General features: G+C 72.9%; 18 protein-coding genes. 8 read left to right on the top strand and 10 right to left on the bottom strand.

Translation table 11 applies throughout. The features are described from left to right. The first annotated feature begins 32 nt into the window (after nucleotides 1-32). The gene (locus ACZ63E_RS30535) at nucleotides 33-1,250 is read left to right on the top strand and encodes a GNAT family N-acetyltransferase (protein WP_465339598.1); all 1,218 of its coding nucleotides are present in this window, start codon (nucleotides 33-35) and stop codon (nucleotides 1,248-1,250) included. Here the strand turns inward: ACZ63E_RS30535 and ACZ63E_RS30530 are convergent. Continuing rightward, a complete protein-coding gene (locus ACZ63E_RS30530) occupies nucleotides 1,247-2,194 on the bottom strand; it encodes a 5'-3' exonuclease (protein WP_465305078.1) in 948 nt (315 codons plus the stop codon). The two genes, ACZ63E_RS30535 and ACZ63E_RS30530, sit on opposite strands and share 4 nt — an antisense overlap. 394 nt (nucleotides 2,195-2,588) lie before the next feature. Between ACZ63E_RS30530 and ACZ63E_RS30525 the strand changes: the two genes are divergently transcribed. The 4 genes from ACZ63E_RS30525 to ACZ63E_RS30510 are packed head-to-tail and all read left to right on the top strand — an operon-like array spanning nucleotide 2,589 to nucleotide 4,740. Beyond that, nucleotides 2,589-3,731, top strand: a complete 1,143-nt coding sequence (locus tag ACZ63E_RS30525) for a M24 family metallopeptidase (protein ID WP_465339597.1) — start codon at nucleotides 2,589-2,591, stop codon at nucleotides 3,729-3,731. Beyond that, nucleotides 3,728-4,183 (top strand): Lrp/AsnC family transcriptional regulator, encoded by a 456-nt coding sequence (locus ACZ63E_RS30520; protein ID WP_247023285.1) that lies wholly within the window; start codon nucleotides 3,728-3,730, stop codon nucleotides 4,181-4,183. Before ACZ63E_RS30525 ends, ACZ63E_RS30520 begins: the two co-directional genes overlap by 4 nt. Before the next feature lie 46 nt (nucleotides 4,184-4,229). Then, entirely contained in the window at nucleotides 4,230-4,454 is a 225-nt protein-coding gene (locus tag ACZ63E_RS30515) for a hypothetical protein (RefSeq protein ID WP_465305073.1), read from the top strand. Continuing rightward, nucleotides 4,441-4,740, top strand: a complete 300-nt coding sequence (locus ACZ63E_RS30510; RefSeq protein WP_465305072.1) for a hypothetical protein — start codon at nucleotides 4,441-4,443, stop codon at nucleotides 4,738-4,740. The genes ACZ63E_RS30515 and ACZ63E_RS30510 overlap by 14 nt, the downstream gene beginning before the upstream one ends. A gap of 86 nt (nucleotides 4,741-4,826) precedes the next feature. Here ACZ63E_RS30510 and ACZ63E_RS30505 read toward each other — a convergent pair whose 3' ends face one another. The 3 genes from ACZ63E_RS30505 to ACZ63E_RS30495 all read right to left on the bottom strand — a co-directional run bounded on the left by ACZ63E_RS30505 (nucleotide 4,827) and on the right by ACZ63E_RS30495 (nucleotide 7,474). After that, nucleotides 4,827-5,906, bottom strand: coding sequence for a GDSL-type esterase/lipase family protein (locus tag ACZ63E_RS30505; RefSeq protein ID WP_465339595.1), 1,080 nt, complete (start codon nucleotides 5,904-5,906; stop codon nucleotides 4,827-4,829). Nucleotides 5,907-5,970: 64 nt separating this feature from the next. Next, nucleotides 5,971-6,780: an SCO4651 family lipoprotein gene (locus ACZ63E_RS30500; protein WP_465339594.1), complete on the bottom strand. Its 810-nt coding sequence runs from the start codon at nucleotides 6,778-6,780 to the stop codon at nucleotides 5,971-5,973. A gap of 46 nt (nucleotides 6,781-6,826) precedes the next feature. Further along, nucleotides 6,827-7,474 carry a TetR/AcrR family transcriptional regulator gene (locus tag ACZ63E_RS30495; RefSeq protein ID WP_465339592.1) on the bottom strand — a complete coding sequence of 216 codons (648 nt, stop codon included), beginning with the start codon at nucleotides 7,472-7,474 and terminating at the stop codon, nucleotides 6,827-6,829. Between the two features lie 62 nt (nucleotides 7,475-7,536). Here ACZ63E_RS30495 and ACZ63E_RS30490 point away from each other — a divergent pair, with 62 nt between their 5' ends. Further along, nucleotides 7,537-8,166: an FMN-dependent NADH-azoreductase gene (locus tag ACZ63E_RS30490; RefSeq protein WP_465339591.1), complete on the top strand. Its 630-nt coding sequence runs from the start codon at nucleotides 7,537-7,539 to the stop codon at nucleotides 8,164-8,166. Here the strand turns inward: ACZ63E_RS30490 and ACZ63E_RS30485 are convergent. Further along, entirely contained in the window at nucleotides 8,163-9,065 is a 903-nt protein-coding gene (locus ACZ63E_RS30485) for a LysR family transcriptional regulator (RefSeq protein ID WP_465339589.1), read from the bottom strand. The genes ACZ63E_RS30490 and ACZ63E_RS30485 overlap by 4 nt on opposite strands. A 96-nt stretch (nucleotides 9,066-9,161) precedes the next feature. Here ACZ63E_RS30485 and ACZ63E_RS30480 point away from each other — a divergent pair, with 96 nt between their 5' ends. After that, the gene (locus ACZ63E_RS30480; protein WP_465339587.1) at nucleotides 9,162-10,007 is read left to right on the top strand and encodes an oxidoreductase; all 846 of its coding nucleotides are present in this window, start codon (nucleotides 9,162-9,164) and stop codon (nucleotides 10,005-10,007) included. Here ACZ63E_RS30480 and ACZ63E_RS30475 read toward each other — a convergent pair. Continuing rightward, the gene (locus tag ACZ63E_RS30475) at nucleotides 9,976-10,815 is read right to left on the bottom strand and encodes a helix-turn-helix transcriptional regulator (protein ID WP_465339585.1); all 840 of its coding nucleotides are present in this window, start codon (nucleotides 10,813-10,815) and stop codon (nucleotides 9,976-9,978) included. The two genes, ACZ63E_RS30480 and ACZ63E_RS30475, sit on opposite strands and share 32 nt — an antisense overlap. 116 nt (nucleotides 10,816-10,931) lie before the next feature. On the opposite strand from ACZ63E_RS30475, the gene ACZ63E_RS30470 reads away from it, so the two are divergent. After that, on the top strand, nucleotides 10,932-11,990 hold the full coding sequence (locus ACZ63E_RS30470; protein ID WP_465339583.1) for an aldo/keto reductase: 1,059 nt from the start codon (nucleotides 10,932-10,934) through the stop codon (nucleotides 11,988-11,990). 4 nt (nucleotides 11,991-11,994) lie between these two features. Here the strand turns inward: ACZ63E_RS30470 and ACZ63E_RS30465 are convergent, their stop codons facing one another. From ACZ63E_RS30465 to ACZ63E_RS30450, 4 genes are all read right to left on the bottom strand, one after another. Beyond that, entirely contained in the window at nucleotides 11,995-12,345 is a 351-nt protein-coding gene (locus ACZ63E_RS30465; RefSeq protein WP_465339581.1) for a VOC family protein, read from the bottom strand. Nucleotides 12,346-12,429: 84 nt separating this feature from the next. Beyond that, entirely contained in the window at nucleotides 12,430-13,116 is a 687-nt protein-coding gene (locus ACZ63E_RS30460; RefSeq protein WP_465339580.1) for an ABC transporter ATP-binding protein, read from the bottom strand. Continuing rightward, nucleotides 13,113-13,805, bottom strand: a complete 693-nt coding sequence (locus tag ACZ63E_RS30455) for an ABC transporter ATP-binding protein (RefSeq protein WP_465339578.1) — start codon at nucleotides 13,803-13,805, stop codon at nucleotides 13,113-13,115. Before ACZ63E_RS30455 ends, ACZ63E_RS30460 begins: the two co-directional genes overlap by 4 nt. Then, nucleotides 13,798-16,380 carry an FtsX-like permease family protein gene (locus ACZ63E_RS30450; protein WP_465339576.1) on the bottom strand — a complete coding sequence of 861 codons (2,583 nt, stop codon included), beginning with the start codon at nucleotides 16,378-16,380 and terminating at the stop codon, nucleotides 13,798-13,800. Before ACZ63E_RS30450 ends, ACZ63E_RS30455 begins: the two co-directional genes overlap by 8 nt. Between the last annotated feature and the right edge of the window lie 36 nt (nucleotides 16,381-16,416).

Genomic DNA, 16,416 nt, shown 5'->3' with positions numbered 1-16,416 from the left:
TGCGCCGAGGGCGGGGCGGCAGGATCGGCGGCATGCGCACCTTCGACGTCCGCCCCGTCACCGAGGACGACCGCCGCAGCACGTTCGACCTGCTGAGCCGTTCCCTGCACGGCAACCGGGTCGCCGACGAACCCTGGGCCCGGTTCGGGGATTCCTGGCCCGCCGCGCACAAGTTCGGCGCGTTCGACGGGGACATCCCGATCGGGATCGCGAGCTCGTACACCACCGAGATCGCCGTGCCCGGCGGACGGGTCGTGCCGGTCGCCGCGGTCGACGGCGTCGGGGTCCGCGCCGACCGGACCCGGCGCGGCGTGCTGACCGCGATGATGGCCGTGCAGCTGGCCGACTTCGCCGCGCGCGGCGTGCCGTTGGCCGTGTTGCACGCGAGCGAACCGACGATCTACGGCCGGTTCGGCTACGGCTCGGCCGCGCTCGGCAAGACCGTCCGGCTGCCGCGGCCCGCCGCCCGGCTGCACGAGCGCGTCCCGGCCGGCGGGGACGTCCGGATGCTCACGCCCGAGGAGGCCGTGAAGGAGATTCCCGAGCTGTACCGGCGGATCGGGCTCGGCCGGGCGGGCATGATCGGGCGCCCCGACATCTGGTGGCCGATCGCGCACGACCGGCACGTCGACCGGGACGGCATCCACGTCGTGGTCGTCCACAGTGGACCGGACGGGGACGACGGTTTCGCGGTGTACAAGACGGTCGAGCGGCGCTCCCTCGACGCGCCGGACGAGGGCGCCGTGCTGAAGGTCCGCGACCTGCACGCGGCCGGCCCGGTCGCGCGCGCCGCGCTGTGGCGGTTCCTGCTGTCGGTGGACCTGGTGTCGGCCGTGCACGCCCGGCACCGTCCGGTCGACGAGCCACTCGCCCCGATGCTGACCGACCACCGGCACGCCCGCGCCCTCGACGTCGAAGACGACCTGTGGCTGCGCCCGGTCGACGTCCCCGCGGCGCTCGCGGCACGCACCTACCGCGCGGCCGAGCCGGTGGTGCTCGCGGTGACCGACCGGAGCCTGCCGGCCAACACGGGACACTACGAAGTCGGCCCGGACGGCGCCCATCGCACGGACGCCGCCGCGGACCTCGCGCTCGACGCCGACACGCTCGGCATGCTCTACCTCGGCGAGTGGAGCGCGACCGCGCTGGCGGACACCGGCCGGATCGAGGTCCACGACGCGGCGGCGGTCGCACGGGCCGACGAGCTGTTCACCACGGTCACGGCACCGTGGTGCGGCACGCTGTTCTAGTTGCCGGGCAGGGCGTTCAGCAGCCGCTCGACGGAGTTGCCGAGGTTCCACCGCTCGGCCAGCTCGGCGACGCGGTCCGGGTCGGCGGGGGTCGCGGGGACCGGGTCAGGCCGGGACTGCTCGACCGGCGCGTCGACGGCGACCCGGACCACGGTCGGCGCGACCGCGAGGTAGTCGGCCGCGTCGGCCAGACGCAGGCGGGTCTTGAGCGGCACCCGGGCGTCGCTCGCCGCGGACGCTTCGAGGAGCGCGTCCAGGGAGCCGAACTGCGTGATCAGCTTCGCGGCGGTCTTCTCGCCGATGCCGGCGACACCGGGCAGCCCGTCGGACGGGTCGCCGCGCATCATGGACATGTCCGCGTACGCAGGACCGGCCGTCTCGCGGGGCAGGCTGTAGCGCTCGGCGATCTCGGCCGGGCCGAGCACCTCGGCCTTGGCCCAGCCCTTGCCGACGTAGATCACCGAGGTGGGGGTCGGCTCGGTGCGCACCAGCTGGAACAGGTCCCGGTCGCCGGTGATGACTTCGACGGCGTCGGTCTTCTCGCGGGTGGCGAGCGCGCCGATGACGTCGTCGGCCTCGTAGCCGGCCGCCTCCGCGGTCGCGAAGCCGAAGGCCTCCAGCAGCTCGAGGATGATCGGCACCTGCGGGGTGAGGGTGTCGGGGACCTCTTCGACGTCGGGGTTGCTCGCGTCGGTCTCCTCGGCGACCCGGTGCGCCTTGTAGCTGGGCAGCAGGTCGGTGCGGAACTTCGGCCGCCAGTCCGCGTCGAGGCAGCAGACGAGGCGCGAGGGGTGCCGGTCGGTGAGGATCCGCGCGATCGTGTCGGCGAACCCCCGCACGGCGTTGACCTGCGTCCCGTCGGCGGCGCGCATCGAGTCGGGCAGGGCGTAGAACGAGCGGAAGTAGAGGCTCGCGGAGTCGAGCAGGGCAAGTGGTCCGGTCACCCGCACAGCCTGCCACGCCGGCCCGTCCGACAGGGGGCGCGACGCACCTGGGGTGGGGAAGGAGGGCATCGGGGGAGATGCCGGTCCGGCCGGAGGGGTCCGCTGGCTCGGCCCGATGGGCTCCCGTCGCCGCGCCGGGAAGGTGCGTCGCCAGCGCGACTTGGCGGCGGCGAGCGAGCACGCAACCCGGCCATCGCCCCGGTAGCCCGCTGCCCACCGCGTACGCCAGGCGGAGTGCGCCGCCAGCCGCCACGATCCCGAGTCCGGCCGCGGCGCGCCGCGCCGCGCATCCCACCCGCGTCTCCTAGGCCGATGTGCGCCACCGGGGGAGTGGGCGGCATGTCGGGGCACCGGGCGAGTGGATCAGGCTGACCACCCGGCTAGGCTCGGGGCCATGTCGCGCCGTTCCCTCCACACGCCTGCCCCCGACGCCGCAGCCCTTCGTGCCCGCCTCGACCGGGCCCGCGCCGCCGCGGCGGCCGCGGACACCGATGCCCTGCTGATCGCGCCCGGTTCCGACCTGCGCTACCTGATCGGGCAGGCCGGTGGCTCCTTCGAGCGGCTCACCACCCTCGTCGTGCCGGCTGACGGCGCTCCCGCGCTGGTCGTGCCGAAGCTGGAGGCGCCCGGGTACGCCGACGTGCCGACCGACGAGCTCGGTGTCGAGCTGCTCACCTGGGTGGACGGCGACGACCCGTACCAGCTCGTCGCGGGCCGGCTCGGCAAGCCCGGACGGGTTGCGGTCAGTGACTTCACCCCGGCGCTGCACGTCCTGGCGCTGCGCGCGGCGCTCGGTGAGGCCGAGCAGACCCTCGCCGGCCCGGTCGTGCGGGAGCTACGGATGCGCAAGGACGCCGCCGAGATCGCGTCGCTGCGGGACGCCGGTGCCGCCATCGACCGTGTGCACGCGCGGGTCCACGAGTGGCTGCGGCCCGGCCGCACCGAGGCCGAGGTCGGCGCCGACATCGCCGCGGCCATCGTCGAGGAGGGCCACACCCAAGCCGACTTCGTGATCGTCGGCTCCGGCCCGAACGGCGCGAGCCCGCACCACGACGTCTCCGACCGCGTCATCGAGAAGGGTGACGTCGTGGTCGTCGACATCGGCGGCCCGCTGCCGGCCGGCTACAACTCCGACTCCACCCGCACCTACGCCGTCGGCACGCCGCGCGACGCCGACGTGGCCGAGACCTACGCGGTGCTGCAGCGCGCCCAGGCCGCCGCGGTCGCCGCCGTCAAGCCGGGCGTCACGGCCGAAGCGGTCGACGCCGCCGCGCGCGAGGTCATCGCCGAAGCCGGCTTCGGCGAGTACTTCATCCACCGCACCGGGCACGGCATCGGCCTGGACGTGCACGAGGAGCCCTACATCATCGCGGGCAACACGCTGCCGCTGGAGCCGGGCATGGCCTTCAGCGTCGAGCCGGGCATCTACCAGCCGGGCCGGTGGGGCGCCCGCATCGAAGACATCGTGATCGTCACCGAAGACGGCGTCGAGTCCGTGAACAACCAGCCGCACGAGCTCGTCGTGCTGAACGCATGACCGTCGGCGGCCTGGAGCCGCTGGACCAGTCGATCGTCCAGGAGCTCGCGGCCGACGGCCGGCGCAGTTTCACCGACCTCGCCGAGCGGGTCGGGCTTTCGGTGTCGGCGGTGCACCAGCGGGTGCGCCGCCTCGAGCAGCGCGGGGTCATCCTCGGGTACACCGCGCGGCTCGACGGCGAGCAGATCGGGCTGCCGCTGACGGCGCTGATCTCGCTGACGCCCAACGACCCGGGCGCGCCGGACGATTACCCGCAGCGGATCCAGCACATCAAGGAGATCGAGTCGTGCTACTCGGTGGCCGGCGACGAGTCCTACATCCTGCTGGTGCGGGTCCAGTCGCCGCTGGCGCTGGAGGACCTGCTGCGCCGGATCCGGGAGGCCGCGAAGGTGTCGACCCGCACGACGGTGGTGCTCTCTACGCCGTTCGAGGGACGTTCGCCGACGTTCTGACCCCGGCGGGCCGCCCGATGACCGGGGCACTGGTACGGTAAAAGGTATGGCAACACGTAAGGTGACACTTTCGCTGGACAGCGGCGCCTTGGAATTCGCCGAACGCGCCGCGAAGGCACACGGGATCTCGGTCTCGTCCTGGCTGTCGAAGGCGGCCAGGCGCGAGGCGGTTCGCACGGGCTACACCCCGCAGAAGCCGGAGCCGGCCGTCGCGGAGTTCGACGAGGCCGAGCGTACGGCGGCGGAGAAGGATCTGCGTGCGCAGGGGTGAAGTCTGGACGTACCACCCCCCGACCGAACCGGCCCGGCACCGCACCGTCGTGCTGCTGTCCTCGGACGGGGTGAACGAGTCCGAGCGCCCCTGGCTGCTCGGCACCGAACTGCTCGAGCGCGACCCGCAGGACATCCTCGGGGTGGCGGTCGACGCCCGCTACTGGGTGTCGACGCTCAACCTCACCCGGCTCTACCGGCCCTGGTTCGACGAACGCATCGCCGAGATCGACCAGGACGTCCAGGAGCGCATCGACATCGCACTGCGCGCCGCACTCGACCTTTGAGAGTATAACGACCTATACGGCCCGGCGACGGTAGAGAAACCGTGGTCCAGTCAGCCAAAAACCCGCAGTAGAGCGGGAAGGCCAGCTCAGCGGGCGACGACCTCCGGGGCCGAGTGGAGCTTCCCGTCCGCGCCGGCCAGGCAGGAGGCGTTGCCTTCGCGGGCCGCGAGGAACTCCGTCAGGCAGTTGGCGATCGCCGTGTGCCCGGCCGCGTTGGGGTGGAACGACTCCTGTAGCGCGTGCCCGGCGCGGTCGGCTTGGCCGAGGTCGGCCAGCTGCAGGGTGAGGCGGGTGAACCATTCGGTCGCGGGGTTCGCGCCGCCGCTGCACGCTTCGTGTTTGACGCCTGCCTTGGCGAGGTCGAGGAACCGTGCGCCGGTTTGCTGGGCGGCGGTTTTGAGGCCGGAGGACAGGATGCCGATCCCGGTCTGGGAGATCCATCGGAGGTCTTCGACGCGGAAGGGGCAGCCGTTGAGGCTGCGCAGGTCTTCGGGCAGGTCGGGGCCGATGGGGGCGGCGTAGGACTGGACGACGAGCTGGTAGTCGGCGGGCACGTATCCGGCTTGGGCCAGTACTTTCTTGACGTCGGAGACGGCGGTGGCGACCTTCGGCACCATGGCGTCCACTTTGGACTGCCAGGTCTGCTTGAGCGCGGTGCTGCACGGGGGGCCGCCGGGGTTGAACCAGGCTTTGAAGCAGTCGGTGACCTGGTTGGAGAACTTCGGTTCGTCGTTGGCGCCGACGGCGATCACGACGACGGCGACGCGGTGGTCCTTGACGAGGGCCGCGAGCTGCTGGGCTTGGGAGCCTTCCGTCCACTGCTTGACGTCGCCGAGGGCGACCTGTTCGGCGGGGGCGCCGGAGCAGGCGAGGTTGACGTGGGCGGTGATGCCGGGGAGGGCGATCTTGTCGACGAAGGCGTTGGGGGAGCGGTGGCACCAGTTGCCGCCCTGGCCGTTGGTGGTGGCGGTGTACTGGCCGGCGCCTTCGCCTGAGACGGTGCTGTCGCCCATGGCGACGACGGTGAGCGGGCCGGTGCCGGGTGGGCCCTGCCGGGGCTGGGGTTGCCCGGGTTTGCTTTCGGAGCCGAAGAAGGCGAAGAAGCCCACCAGCAGGGCCACGCAGGCGAGGACCAGTGCCCCCCAGTACCACCGAAGACGTCGCATCGCCGTTGATTCTACGGATCGGGTGATCGGGTCCGACGCCGGACACGGACCGTGACGTCGCGGGTCAGGTGCCCATCTTCTTCATCAGCTCGGAGAGGTCGACGACCTGGTCGGCGGGTGGGACCGGGATGTCGACCGGGTCGCCCCAGTCGCGGTAGTCGGTGGTGCCCTTGACGCCGTTTCCGGCGGGGAAACCGGGGGACAGGTCGATGGTGAGCTGGACGGGGCGTTGCGCGGTGTCGAGCCAGAGTTCGGCGGGCAGCTTGGCGGTGACGGGCTCGGCCGGTTTGCCGTCGAGCGGGGGTTGGGCGAACTCGGGGAAGAGGTCGGGCGCTTTGGCGGCGTCGATTTCGAGGCGGTAGTGGGTGGCGGGCTGCTCGCGCAGGGAGGTTTGCCCGGCGGAGAGGATGCGGCCGGCGCGTTCGATCTCGGTCAGGGCGCGGCCGAGGTCGGGGAGCTTGACGACGACGGGCACGCCCGCGGCGGCGGCTTGGGCGATCGGGTCGGGGTTGCCGGGGTCGGTGCCGATCCAGGGTTTGCCGGGGATGCCGGGTGTCGGTGCGTGGGTGAAGGTCCGTTTGCCGAGGACGCGGGTTTCGCTGCCGTCGACGGTGATCGTGAGGTTGCTGGTGGCGCCGTCGAACTCGAGGGCGCCGGTGGCGGTTTTGCCGGCGGGGCCGAATTCGGCGTTCAGGGTGAAGGTGGCGGTGGGGGTTTTGCCGATGCCGGCGCGGACGGCCGCCACGAGCTGGGTGGTGTCGGTGGCGGGTGCGGCGAGGGTCGGGGTGGGTGGCGGCGCGGCGGCGCCGGGTCCGGGGTCGCACGCGGTCAGGAGCAGTGCCGAGAGTGCGAAGGCGGGGCCGGCTTTCCGCATGGGTCTCCCTCGGTGTCGGTTCGGCGTGGACCGTATCGGGGGAAGGTCACTTTCCGGACGCGGCCGGCATCCAGGGTCGAACCAGGCGGACGAGGGACTCGGCCAGGGTCTGCGCGGTGCGTTCGCGGTCGTGGAGCCAGTGGCGGACCTGTTCGGCGGAGAGGGCGGCGAGCAGGACGTCGGCGGCGGTTTCGGCGTCGGGTGCGCCGCCGGTTTCGAGCAGGTGGTGGCAGTGGCGTCGCCAGAGGGTGTGGGCGCCGGTGCGGAAGCGGGCGCCGGTGGTGGCGGTCTCGGAGAGGAGGACGAGGTCGAGCTGGCGGGCGAGGAGGTCGAGGTAGGCGTGGATGAACGCGCCGAGGCGGTCGGCGGGGTCGGCGCCGGGGCCGAGGGGTGGGGGGCCGGTGAGGAGGTGCTGCTGGAGTTCGCGTTCGCGTTCGTCGAGCAGGGCCATGGCGAGGCCGGCTTTGTCGCCGAAGCGGCGGTAGAGGGTGCCTTTGCCGACGCCGGCGGCACTGGCGACGTCGTCCATGGTGACGGCGTCGACGCCGTGTTCGGCGAAGAGGGTTTCGGCAGCGGTGAGGACGCGGATGCGGTTGCGGGCGGCGTCGGCGCGTTCGCGGACGGGGGCGCCGAGGACGGGCAGTTCGACCGGCGTTGACGAAGCGGACTCGGGTCCGCTACGGTTCGGAGACATAAGCGGACTCTAGTCCGATTCTTCGTCCGGCGGAAGCCGACACCCCATCGAGGAGCATCACCATGCCTGATCTGCTGCACGTTTCCGCGTCCCCACGCGGCGAAGACTCCCAGTCGCTGCGCCTGGCAGCTACCTTCCTGGACACCTACCGCACGATCCACCCGGACGCCGAGATCGACGAATGGGACCTCTGGGACGGCTCGCTGCCCGCGTTCGGCCCGGCTGCCGCGCGCGCCAAGATGACCGTCTTCGGTGGTGGCACGCCGCAGGGTGAGCAGGCCGAAGCCTGGGCCGCGGCGAAGGCGGCGTTCGCGCGGTTCGACGCCGCCGACCGGATCCTGTTCAGCGTCCCGATGTGGAACTCCGGGGTGCCGTACGTGCTCAAGCAGTTCATCGACGTCGTGTCCCAGCCGGGGCTGGTGTTCGGGGTCGACGCGGTGACCGGCTACCAAGGGCTGCTCGCCGGGCGCGGCAAGCGCGCGGCGGTCGTCTACACGAGCGCGGTGTGGGGACCGGGGCTGGGCAAGGAGTTCGGCACGGACTTCCAGGCGCCGTTCTTCACCGGCTGGCTGAACTGGGCGGGCATCGACGACGTCACCGAGGTCCGCTTCCACCCCACGCTCACCGGGGACGCGGACGAGCTGGGCCGGATCGCGCACGAGGCGGCCCGGGACGCGGCCAAGACGTTCTAGCCCGCCTGGGTCAGGTCCGTGGTCGCGGCGAGCTCGACCGCGACGTCGGTGATCGCCGGGAGGGCCGGGTTGTCGTTGCCCGGCAACCACACCAGCTCGGTCCGGGCGACGTCGCCGGCGAGCGGCACGAACGCCACCCCGCTGCGGCGCAGGCTGTGGGAGGACCGGGTCAGCCGGGTGACCCCGACCCCGGCCGCGACGAGACCCAGCAGGCCCTGGACGGTGGCGGCGCGCTGCACGACCCGCGGGGTGAAACCGGCCGCGGCGAAGTCGTCGTCGTAGCTGCGGTGCCAGGGTTCCCAGCTGCTCCGCGGGGTCAGCACCCACGGTTCACCGGCCAGGTCGGCCAACTGCAGGGAGTCGCGGGTGGCGAGCGGGTGCTCGGCCGGGAGTACCGCGCACACCTCCTCGGTCAGCAACGTCCGGGACGCCAGTCCGTCGACCAGTGGTGGCCGGGTGAACGCCAGGTCGAACCGGTCTTCGCGCAGGCCGTCGACGAGCTCGGCGATGGCCGCTTCGGCGGTGGTCACCACGAGGTCGGGGAACCGCTCGCGGACCGCGCGGACCACCGGGGGCAGCAGGTAGTTCGCGGTGGTGGTGAGGAAGGCGAGCCGGACGGTGCCGAGCTCGCCGCGAACGGCCCGGCCGAGGGTCGCGACGGCCTCCTCGGCGCGGGCGAGGACCGCGCGGGCTTCCGGGAGGAACAGCCGCCCGACGGCGGTCAGGCGGGTGCCGCGGGGGTCGCGGTCGAACAGCCGCGCGCCGAGGGTGCGTTCGAGCACAGTGATCTGCTGTGAGAGCGACTGCTGGGCGAGGTGGAGGCCGGCGGCGGCGCGCGTGAAGCTGTTTTCGTCGGCGACGGCGACGAAGTAGCGAAGCTGCCGCAGCTCGGGGGTCACAGGCTCAGACTGTAGCCCCGGCAGGACATCGGTGTTGGCGGCACGGCGGTGATCGTCTCCAGGATGGGAGGGAGAAACCACTTGGAGGAACCGAACATGACGAACACCGACGGCCGCGTCTGGCTGGTCACCGGCTGCTCCGCCGGCTTCGGCCGCGAGATCGCCTTGGCCGCGCTCGCGGCGGGCGACCGGGTGCTGGCCACCGCGCGGCGGCCGGAAACGCTGGCGGACCTGCAGGAGCGCGGCGGTGACCGGGTCCGGGCCGCGGCGCTGGACGTGACCGACGCCGGGCAGGTCGACGCGGCGGTGAAGACCGCGCTCGAGGCGTTCGGCCGCATCGACGTCGTGGTCAACAACGCCGGCAACGGCTCGGTCGGCGCCGTCGAAGAGCTGACGATGGCGGAGCTGCGGGGCCTGATGGAGGTGATGTTCTTCGGCGCGGTCGCGGTGACCAAGGCCGTGGTGCCGCACCTGCGGGCGCAGGGCAGCGGCACGGTGGTGCAGATCAGCTCGATGGGCGGGCAGCTGTCGATGCCCGGCTTCGGCGCCTACAGCGCGGCGAAGTTCGCGCTGGAAGGGCTGTCCGAGGCGCTGGCGGCGGAGGTCGCGCCGTTCGGGGTGCGGGTGCTGATCGTCGAGCCCGGCGCGTTCCGCACGGAGTTCGGCGGCGGGCGCATGCACCGCTCCCGCACGATCGACGCCTACCGCGTGTCGACGTCGGGCACGCGGGACGCGGTCGAGGCCATGGACGGCAGCCAGCCCGGCGACCCGGCGAAGGCGGCCGCGGCGATCGTCCGCGCGGTGGGCGCGGAAGACGCTCCGCTGCACCTCGCGCTGGGCGCGGACGCCGTGGACGCGATCCGGGCCCAGCACGAAGCGCTCGCCGCCGATCTGGCGGCGTGGGAGGATGTCAGCCGCGCGACGGCGCTGGAGCAGCACTGAGCCGGTCCAGCGCGGCCTGGCTCTCCTCGTCCGCGGCGCGGTGGATCACCAGCAGCTGGTCGGGGTCCTGCAGCGGCGTGAGCGTTTCGAAGTCCACCGTGATCGAGCCGGCGTCGGGGTGGTGCAGCACCTTGCGGCCACGGCCGTTGACCTTGACGTCGCGCTCGGCCCACAGCCGGGCGAAGTCCTCGTCGTCGCGGAGGAACCCGGTGATCAGCTCGCCCAGTACCCGGTCTTCCGGGTGCGCGGCCCAGGCCGTGCGCAGGTGGGCGATCCCTTCGCGGACGACGCGGTCGCGGTCGGCGTAGAAGTCCCGCGCCCTCGGGTGCCTCAGGCACAGCCACATGGCGTTGCGCTGCGGCGGGGGCAGGGTGTCGAAGTCCAGCAGCAGCCGCGCGATCGCGGGGTTCCAGGCGAGGATGTCGAAGCGGTGGTTGAGCACCATGGCCGGCAGCGGCGCGAGGTCGGCCACCAGCCGGGCCAGCGGCGCCGCCGCGGTGGTGGCCGGCTTGCCGTCGTCGCGGGCGCGCTGCCCGGTCAGGTCGAAGAGGTAGGCGCGTTCGTCCGAGGCCAGCCGCAGGGCCCCGGCCAGCGCGTCGACCACCTCCGCCGAGGGCCGCAGCTCGCGGGCCTGCTCCAACCGCACGACGTAGTCGACGCTGATCCCGGCCAGCTCGGCGACCTCTTCGCGGCGCAGGCCCGGGGTGCGCCGTGCTTGCTTGCGTGAGGGCAGGCCGACCTGGCCCGGGTCCAGCCGTTCGCGTCGTGTCCGCAGGAACGCGGCCAGCTCCTGGGTGCGCGTGATCATGCCCGGTGCAACCGCCCGGGTGGGACTCGTGTTCCCAGGAAGCTCCTTCCCTTACCCCGCGCTCGTGGCCGTCGCAGGCTGGTGGCCGCACCGGATCACGAACACGGGAGTCACACATGCCACTCACCCTCGACACCTACCGGCTGCTGGGCCGCTCCGGGGTGCGGGTCTCACCGCTGGCGCTGGGCACGGCGACCTTCGGCACCGAATGGGGCTGGGGCGCCGGGCCGGAGGAGGCCCGCAAGCTGTTCGACACCTACGTCGAGCGCGGGGGCAACTTCGTCGACACCGCCGGCACCTACACCGACGGCAGCGCCGAGCGCCTGCTGGGCGAGTTCGTCCGCGGGCGCCGCGAAAGCCTGGTGCTGGCGTCGAAGTACTCGACGCTGCGCACGCCGGGCGACCCGAACTCCGGGGGCCCGCACCGCAAGAACCTGTTCGCGTCGGTGGAGGCGAGCCTGCGCCGGCTGGGCACCGACTACCTCGACCTGCTCTTCCTGCACGTGTGGGACTTCACGACGCCGGTCGAGGAGATCCTGCGCGGGCTGGACGACCTGGTCCGCCAGGGCAAGGTCCTGTACGTCGGGATGTCGAACGTGCCGGCGTGGGAGGTCTCGCGCATGCAGGCGATCGCGGACCTGCGCGGCTGGTCGCCGCTGGTGGCGCTGCAGATCGAGTACAGCCTCGTCAACCGGGCCGCCGAACGCGACCTCGTCCCGATGGCCCGCGCGATGGGGCTGGGGGTGACGCCGTTCTCGCCGCTCGGCGGCGGAATCCTCTCGGGCAAGTACCGCCGCGCCGACCTGACCGCGGCCGGCGCGGAACCCGGTTCGCGCAAGAGCTTCAACACGAACCTGGGCATGGTCACCGAGCGGACCCTCACGATCGCCGACGTCGTGGCGGAGGTCGCCGCGGAGGTGGGCCACACTCCCGCCCAGGTCGCGCTGGCGTGGCTCCTGCACACCCCGGGGGTGACGGCGCCCATCCTGGGCGCGCGCACGCCCGAGCAGCTGGCGGGCAACCTGGGCGCGCTGGAGGTGGACCTGACCGCCGGCCGGCTGGCGCGGCTGGCCGAGGTCAGCGCGATCGACCTCGGCTACCCGCACGACGTGCTGGCCGGCGACCACCTCCGCGCGGCGACCCGCGGCGACCTGACGGTCGAGGGCCGCCGCTGACGTCTTACGCGGGGTCTTCCAGCAGCCCGAGGACGTTGCCGTCGGCGTCGGTGAAGGTCGCCACGAGGCGGCCGTTGCCGACGTCCTTCGGCTCGTCCTTGACCTTCCCGCCCGCGGCGGTCACCTCGGCCAGCTTCGCCTCGAGGTCGGCGACGTGCCAGTAGGTCACCGGCCCGGTCATGCCCTGCTGCGCGCCGTTGGGCACGAGCCCGATGTGCTGGCCGGCGACGTCGTAGCCGACGTAGTAGGGCGCGTCGGCCTGCGGCTCGAGGCCCAGCAGCGCGGTGTAGACGGCTTTGGCGGCGGCCACGTCGGTGACCGGGTGCAGGACGGTCTTGATCCCCTGGGTGCTCATCGGTGCTCCTGAAGTTCGTCGGTTGTGGTACGTCGACGACGGTATTGCGGCCCCGCTGACCAGTGCTTCTCGATTCCTGATCGGTTAGTCGAGCAGCGCGGTGAGCACGCCGTCGAGCAGGCGGACGCGGCGGTCGGCGATGTTGTGCACCTCGTCGTCGTGGGTCGCGACGATGACCGCCGCCCCCTCGGCCGCGCACCGGCGCAGCAACCGCAGGACCCGCGGCGTCGAACCGGCGTCCAGGTGCGCGGTGGGCTCGTCGGTCAGCAGCACCCGCGGCCGCCCGGCCACCGCGCGGGCCAGCGCGACCCGCTGCTGCTGCCCGAACGACACCTCCAGCGGGTACCGGTCGCCGAGGTCGCCGATGCCCAGCTCATCCAGCAGCTCGGTGACACGCGCTCCGATGTCGGCCTTCGACGGCCGTGGCACGTCCGAGCGCAGCCGCAGGGGCAGGGCGACGTTCTCCGCGATCGTCAGCTCGTTGGCCAGCCCGAGCGCCTGGGGCAGCACCGCGCAGGTGTGCCACGGCGGCGCGCCGCTGATGGGGACGCCGTCCAGCAGCACGCAGCCGGAGTCGGGGGAGTCGAACCCGCACAGCAGCGCCAGCAGCGCGCTCTTGCCCGACCCGGACCGGCCCGACACCGTGACCAGCTCACCGGCGGCCACCCGCAGCTCCAGCCCGCGCAGCACCTCGATGTCGCCGCTGGGGTGGGCGAAGCTGCGGCGCAGCCCGACGGCTTCCAGCATGGACGGCGCGGCTTCGGCGGTCATCGTCGCGGCTCCCGTTCTTCGACACCTTCGAGCGAGCCCTTGTGCAGCCGGGCCACCCGCGCGCCGAGGTCGATGAGGCGTTCGTCGTGCGAGGCGACCAGCACCGCGAAGTCCTGGTCCACCAGGTACTGCAGGGTGTCCAGCACCAGGTCCGCCGACGCCTCGTCCAGCTGGGACGTCGGCTCGTCGGCCAGGATCACCGTCGAGCGCGCGGCGAGCACACACCCGAAGGCCAGCCGCTGCTGCTGCCCGCCCGAGAGCGCGGAGATCTTCCAGCCGCCGGTGCCGTGCAGGCCCAGCTGGCCGAGGATGTCGTCGGGGGCGCACTCGGTGCCCGCGGCTTCGGCGGCCGCGCGCAGGTTCTCCGCGACGCTCAGGTAGCCCAGCAGGTTGTCCGACGGGTTCTGGAACACCAGCCCCAGGTGGTGGCGGCGCAGCGCCCGCCGCTCCCGGTGCCGGAGCTTGCGCACGTCGGCGCCCTGGAACGTCAGCGTGCCGCGCGCGGGCGACTCGAACAGGCCCAGCACCCGCAACAGCGTCGACTTCCCGGACCCGGACGGCCCGGCCAGCACGGTCATCCCGCGCGCGGGGACGTCGATGCTGACGTCGTCGACGCCGGTGACGACCCCGGCCGGGGTCGGGTAGTCGACGCCGACCCCGCGCAGGGAGAAGATCGGTTTCTCAGGCACGGATCAGCTCCGCGGTCCGGGCGGTGCGCACCGAGCGCACCGCGATCCAGCCGGCCAGGCCCACCACGAGCAGCCCGATGACCAGCACGGTCAGCACGAACGACGTCGGGTCGGGCAGCTCCGAGCGCGGCGCGAGGAACGTCGCGGGGTCGAACCGCGGCACCGACAGCCCGGCCACGGAGACCCCGCACACCACCCCGACGACGATCGCGAGCCCGCTCAGCGCGCCCAGCTCCATCAGGTGGCTCGCCAGCAGCGTCCGCGGCCGCATTCCCATGCGCAGCACCAAAGCGCCGGCCAGCGCGTTCTGCCGTCGCCGGACCTCGACCGCGACCAGCAGCGCCAGGATCGCCACGACGCCGAGCACCGCGCCCAGCAGCGCGACGAACGAGAACGTCCACGACACCACGAAGAACGGCAGACCGTCCAAAGCGGACTCCCGGCTGACCCGGTTCGGAATGAACACCCCCGCGGAGCGCAATGCGGTGGTCGCTTCGGCCATCGGCGCGCTCGTCAGGACGCTCCACTTCGGAACGCTGTCCAGCTGCGCGTGGCTCAGCACCGTGCGAGACACGACGTACCCGGCGGAGGTGCCGATCATGGGGAACACCGGCAGGTCGGCGACGGTGACGGCGTCGGGCAGCCCGTCCGGCAGCTGCGCGGTCTGCTTGGCGGTGTGCCCGATCCGCAGCACCGGGGTGCCGCGCGGGTCCGGCTGCGAGATCTTCGCCAGCAGCCCGCCGAGGTCGCCGGTGGGCACGTGGTCCACGGCGGCGCCCCGGGTGAACGTCGCGGGGTCGACGACCAGCACCACGCTGCCGGTGCCGGTCAGCTCACCGACCACGGTGCTGGTCCCGGCCAGCGACGCCGGCATCGAGACCTCGCCCATCCCGATCGGGCTGTCGGTGTCGAGCCGGGCGTTGCTGCCCACGAAGATCGCCGACTTGGTGTCGAGGGCGTCCTCCTGGCCGTTGGCGATGCCGAGGCCGGTCGCGAGCGTGCCGATGGCCAGAGTGCCGATCACGAGCACCCCGGTGACCGGGGCGCGGGCCCCGGCGAGGCGCCGGATCGCCAGCTGCAACGCCGGGCGCGACCAGAGCCGCGCGCGGTGGGAGGCGTGCAGGGCCAGCCAGGCCAGCCGCGCGGTCAGCAGCCCCACGGTCAGCACGACGAACACCGGGTAGGTCAGGGCCAGCGGGTCGACCTGGGGTAATGGATTTCCGAGGCGTGAAGCCGTCCCGTAGTGGGTCAGGCGGGTCCAGCCGAGCCAGGCCATCCCCGCGGTCGCGAGCTCCCACGGGAAGTAGCCCAGCAGCCGCGCCCGGTTGCCCTTGCCGCGCACCCGGCCCAGCTCGAACTCCCGGTGCACGCGGACGGCGACCACGAGGGCCAGCAGCGCCAGCGACACCAGCAGCGTCCCGGCCGCCACGGCGCCGGCGCGCAGCTCCGCCGCGGGGTCGGGGGAGCCGGCCGGCCCGTACACGCCGAGCAGCAGCCGCGCCGCGACCGCGCCGGCCGCCCCGCCGAGGATGATCGGCAGGCCCAGCTCGGCGACGGCGAGGCCGCCCAGCGCCGCCGGGCCGCTGCCGCGGGCCGACAGCAGCCGCAGCTGCGCGTGCCGCCGCTGGTACCACTGCAGGGCGACGGTGCCCAGGCCCGCGCAGCCGACCAGGACGCTGATCAGGGCCAGCGGCAGGATCGAGACGAACACGTTGTCCTCGGCCTGGCGCGCGATCTGCACCGAGCGTTCGAACGTCGGGACGTCGGCGGCGACCAGGTTCCCGAGCCCCTGGGCGGTGAGGTCCGCGCGGACGTCGGCGACCAGGTCGTGGGAGCGCTGCAGGAGGTCTTCGGCGCCGCTGAGGGTGGTCGGCGGGGGTTCATAGAACGAGATGTGGAAGTACTGCATGGTGGGCAGGCCGATGGCCTTGATCGCGTCGTCGAAGGTCTTGTGGTCGGTGGCGAAGACGATCGAGTCGATCGGGTCGTTGGCCAGCCGGTCGACGACCGCGCCCGACTGCTGCGAGCACCACCAGCGCGGCGGCGGGTCGAGCAGGTCGCGGTAGATGCCGGTGACCGGCGCCAGCGCCATCCCGGCGATGCTGGTCTTCGCGCCGACGCCGACGTGCTCACCGTCGGCCAGGACGTTGCCCACCCACCACCCGGGCGCGCGGGTTCCCTGCTGCAGCGTCAGGTTGTCCAGCCCGGCCTGGTCGCGTGAGGCCAGGCGGACCTTGTAGCCCGGGCCGCCGTCGAACTTGGTGCCGTACAGCACGGTCGTGTACTGGCCGACGACCGGCGTGCCGAAGCCGTGTGCGGGGGCGTGGCGCTGGACGGCCTGCGTGAGCGCCGGGATGTCCTGCACGGGGATGTTTCCCTTGCCGAACACCGGGCCGTAGCTGTCGGGGCAGGTGATCCCGGTCTGGTAGGCGACGGTCGCGCCGCCGGCCGCGGACGCCTGCAGGACCGCGGCCGCGCCGAGGAAACAGGCCAGCAGCGAGGTCACGGCCGCCACGATCAGCGTCAGCGGGCTGGAGAGGGCGGCCTTCGGGGCCGCCCGCCACGGCTTGGTCACTCTGCGTTGTCCAATCTTCCCCCATGTCACCCGCAT

Source organism: Amycolatopsis sp. NPDC104819 (assembly GCF_055583145.1).
Note: the sequence above shows the minus strand (reverse complement) of the source record. Positions and strands in the feature narration are given on the sequence as shown.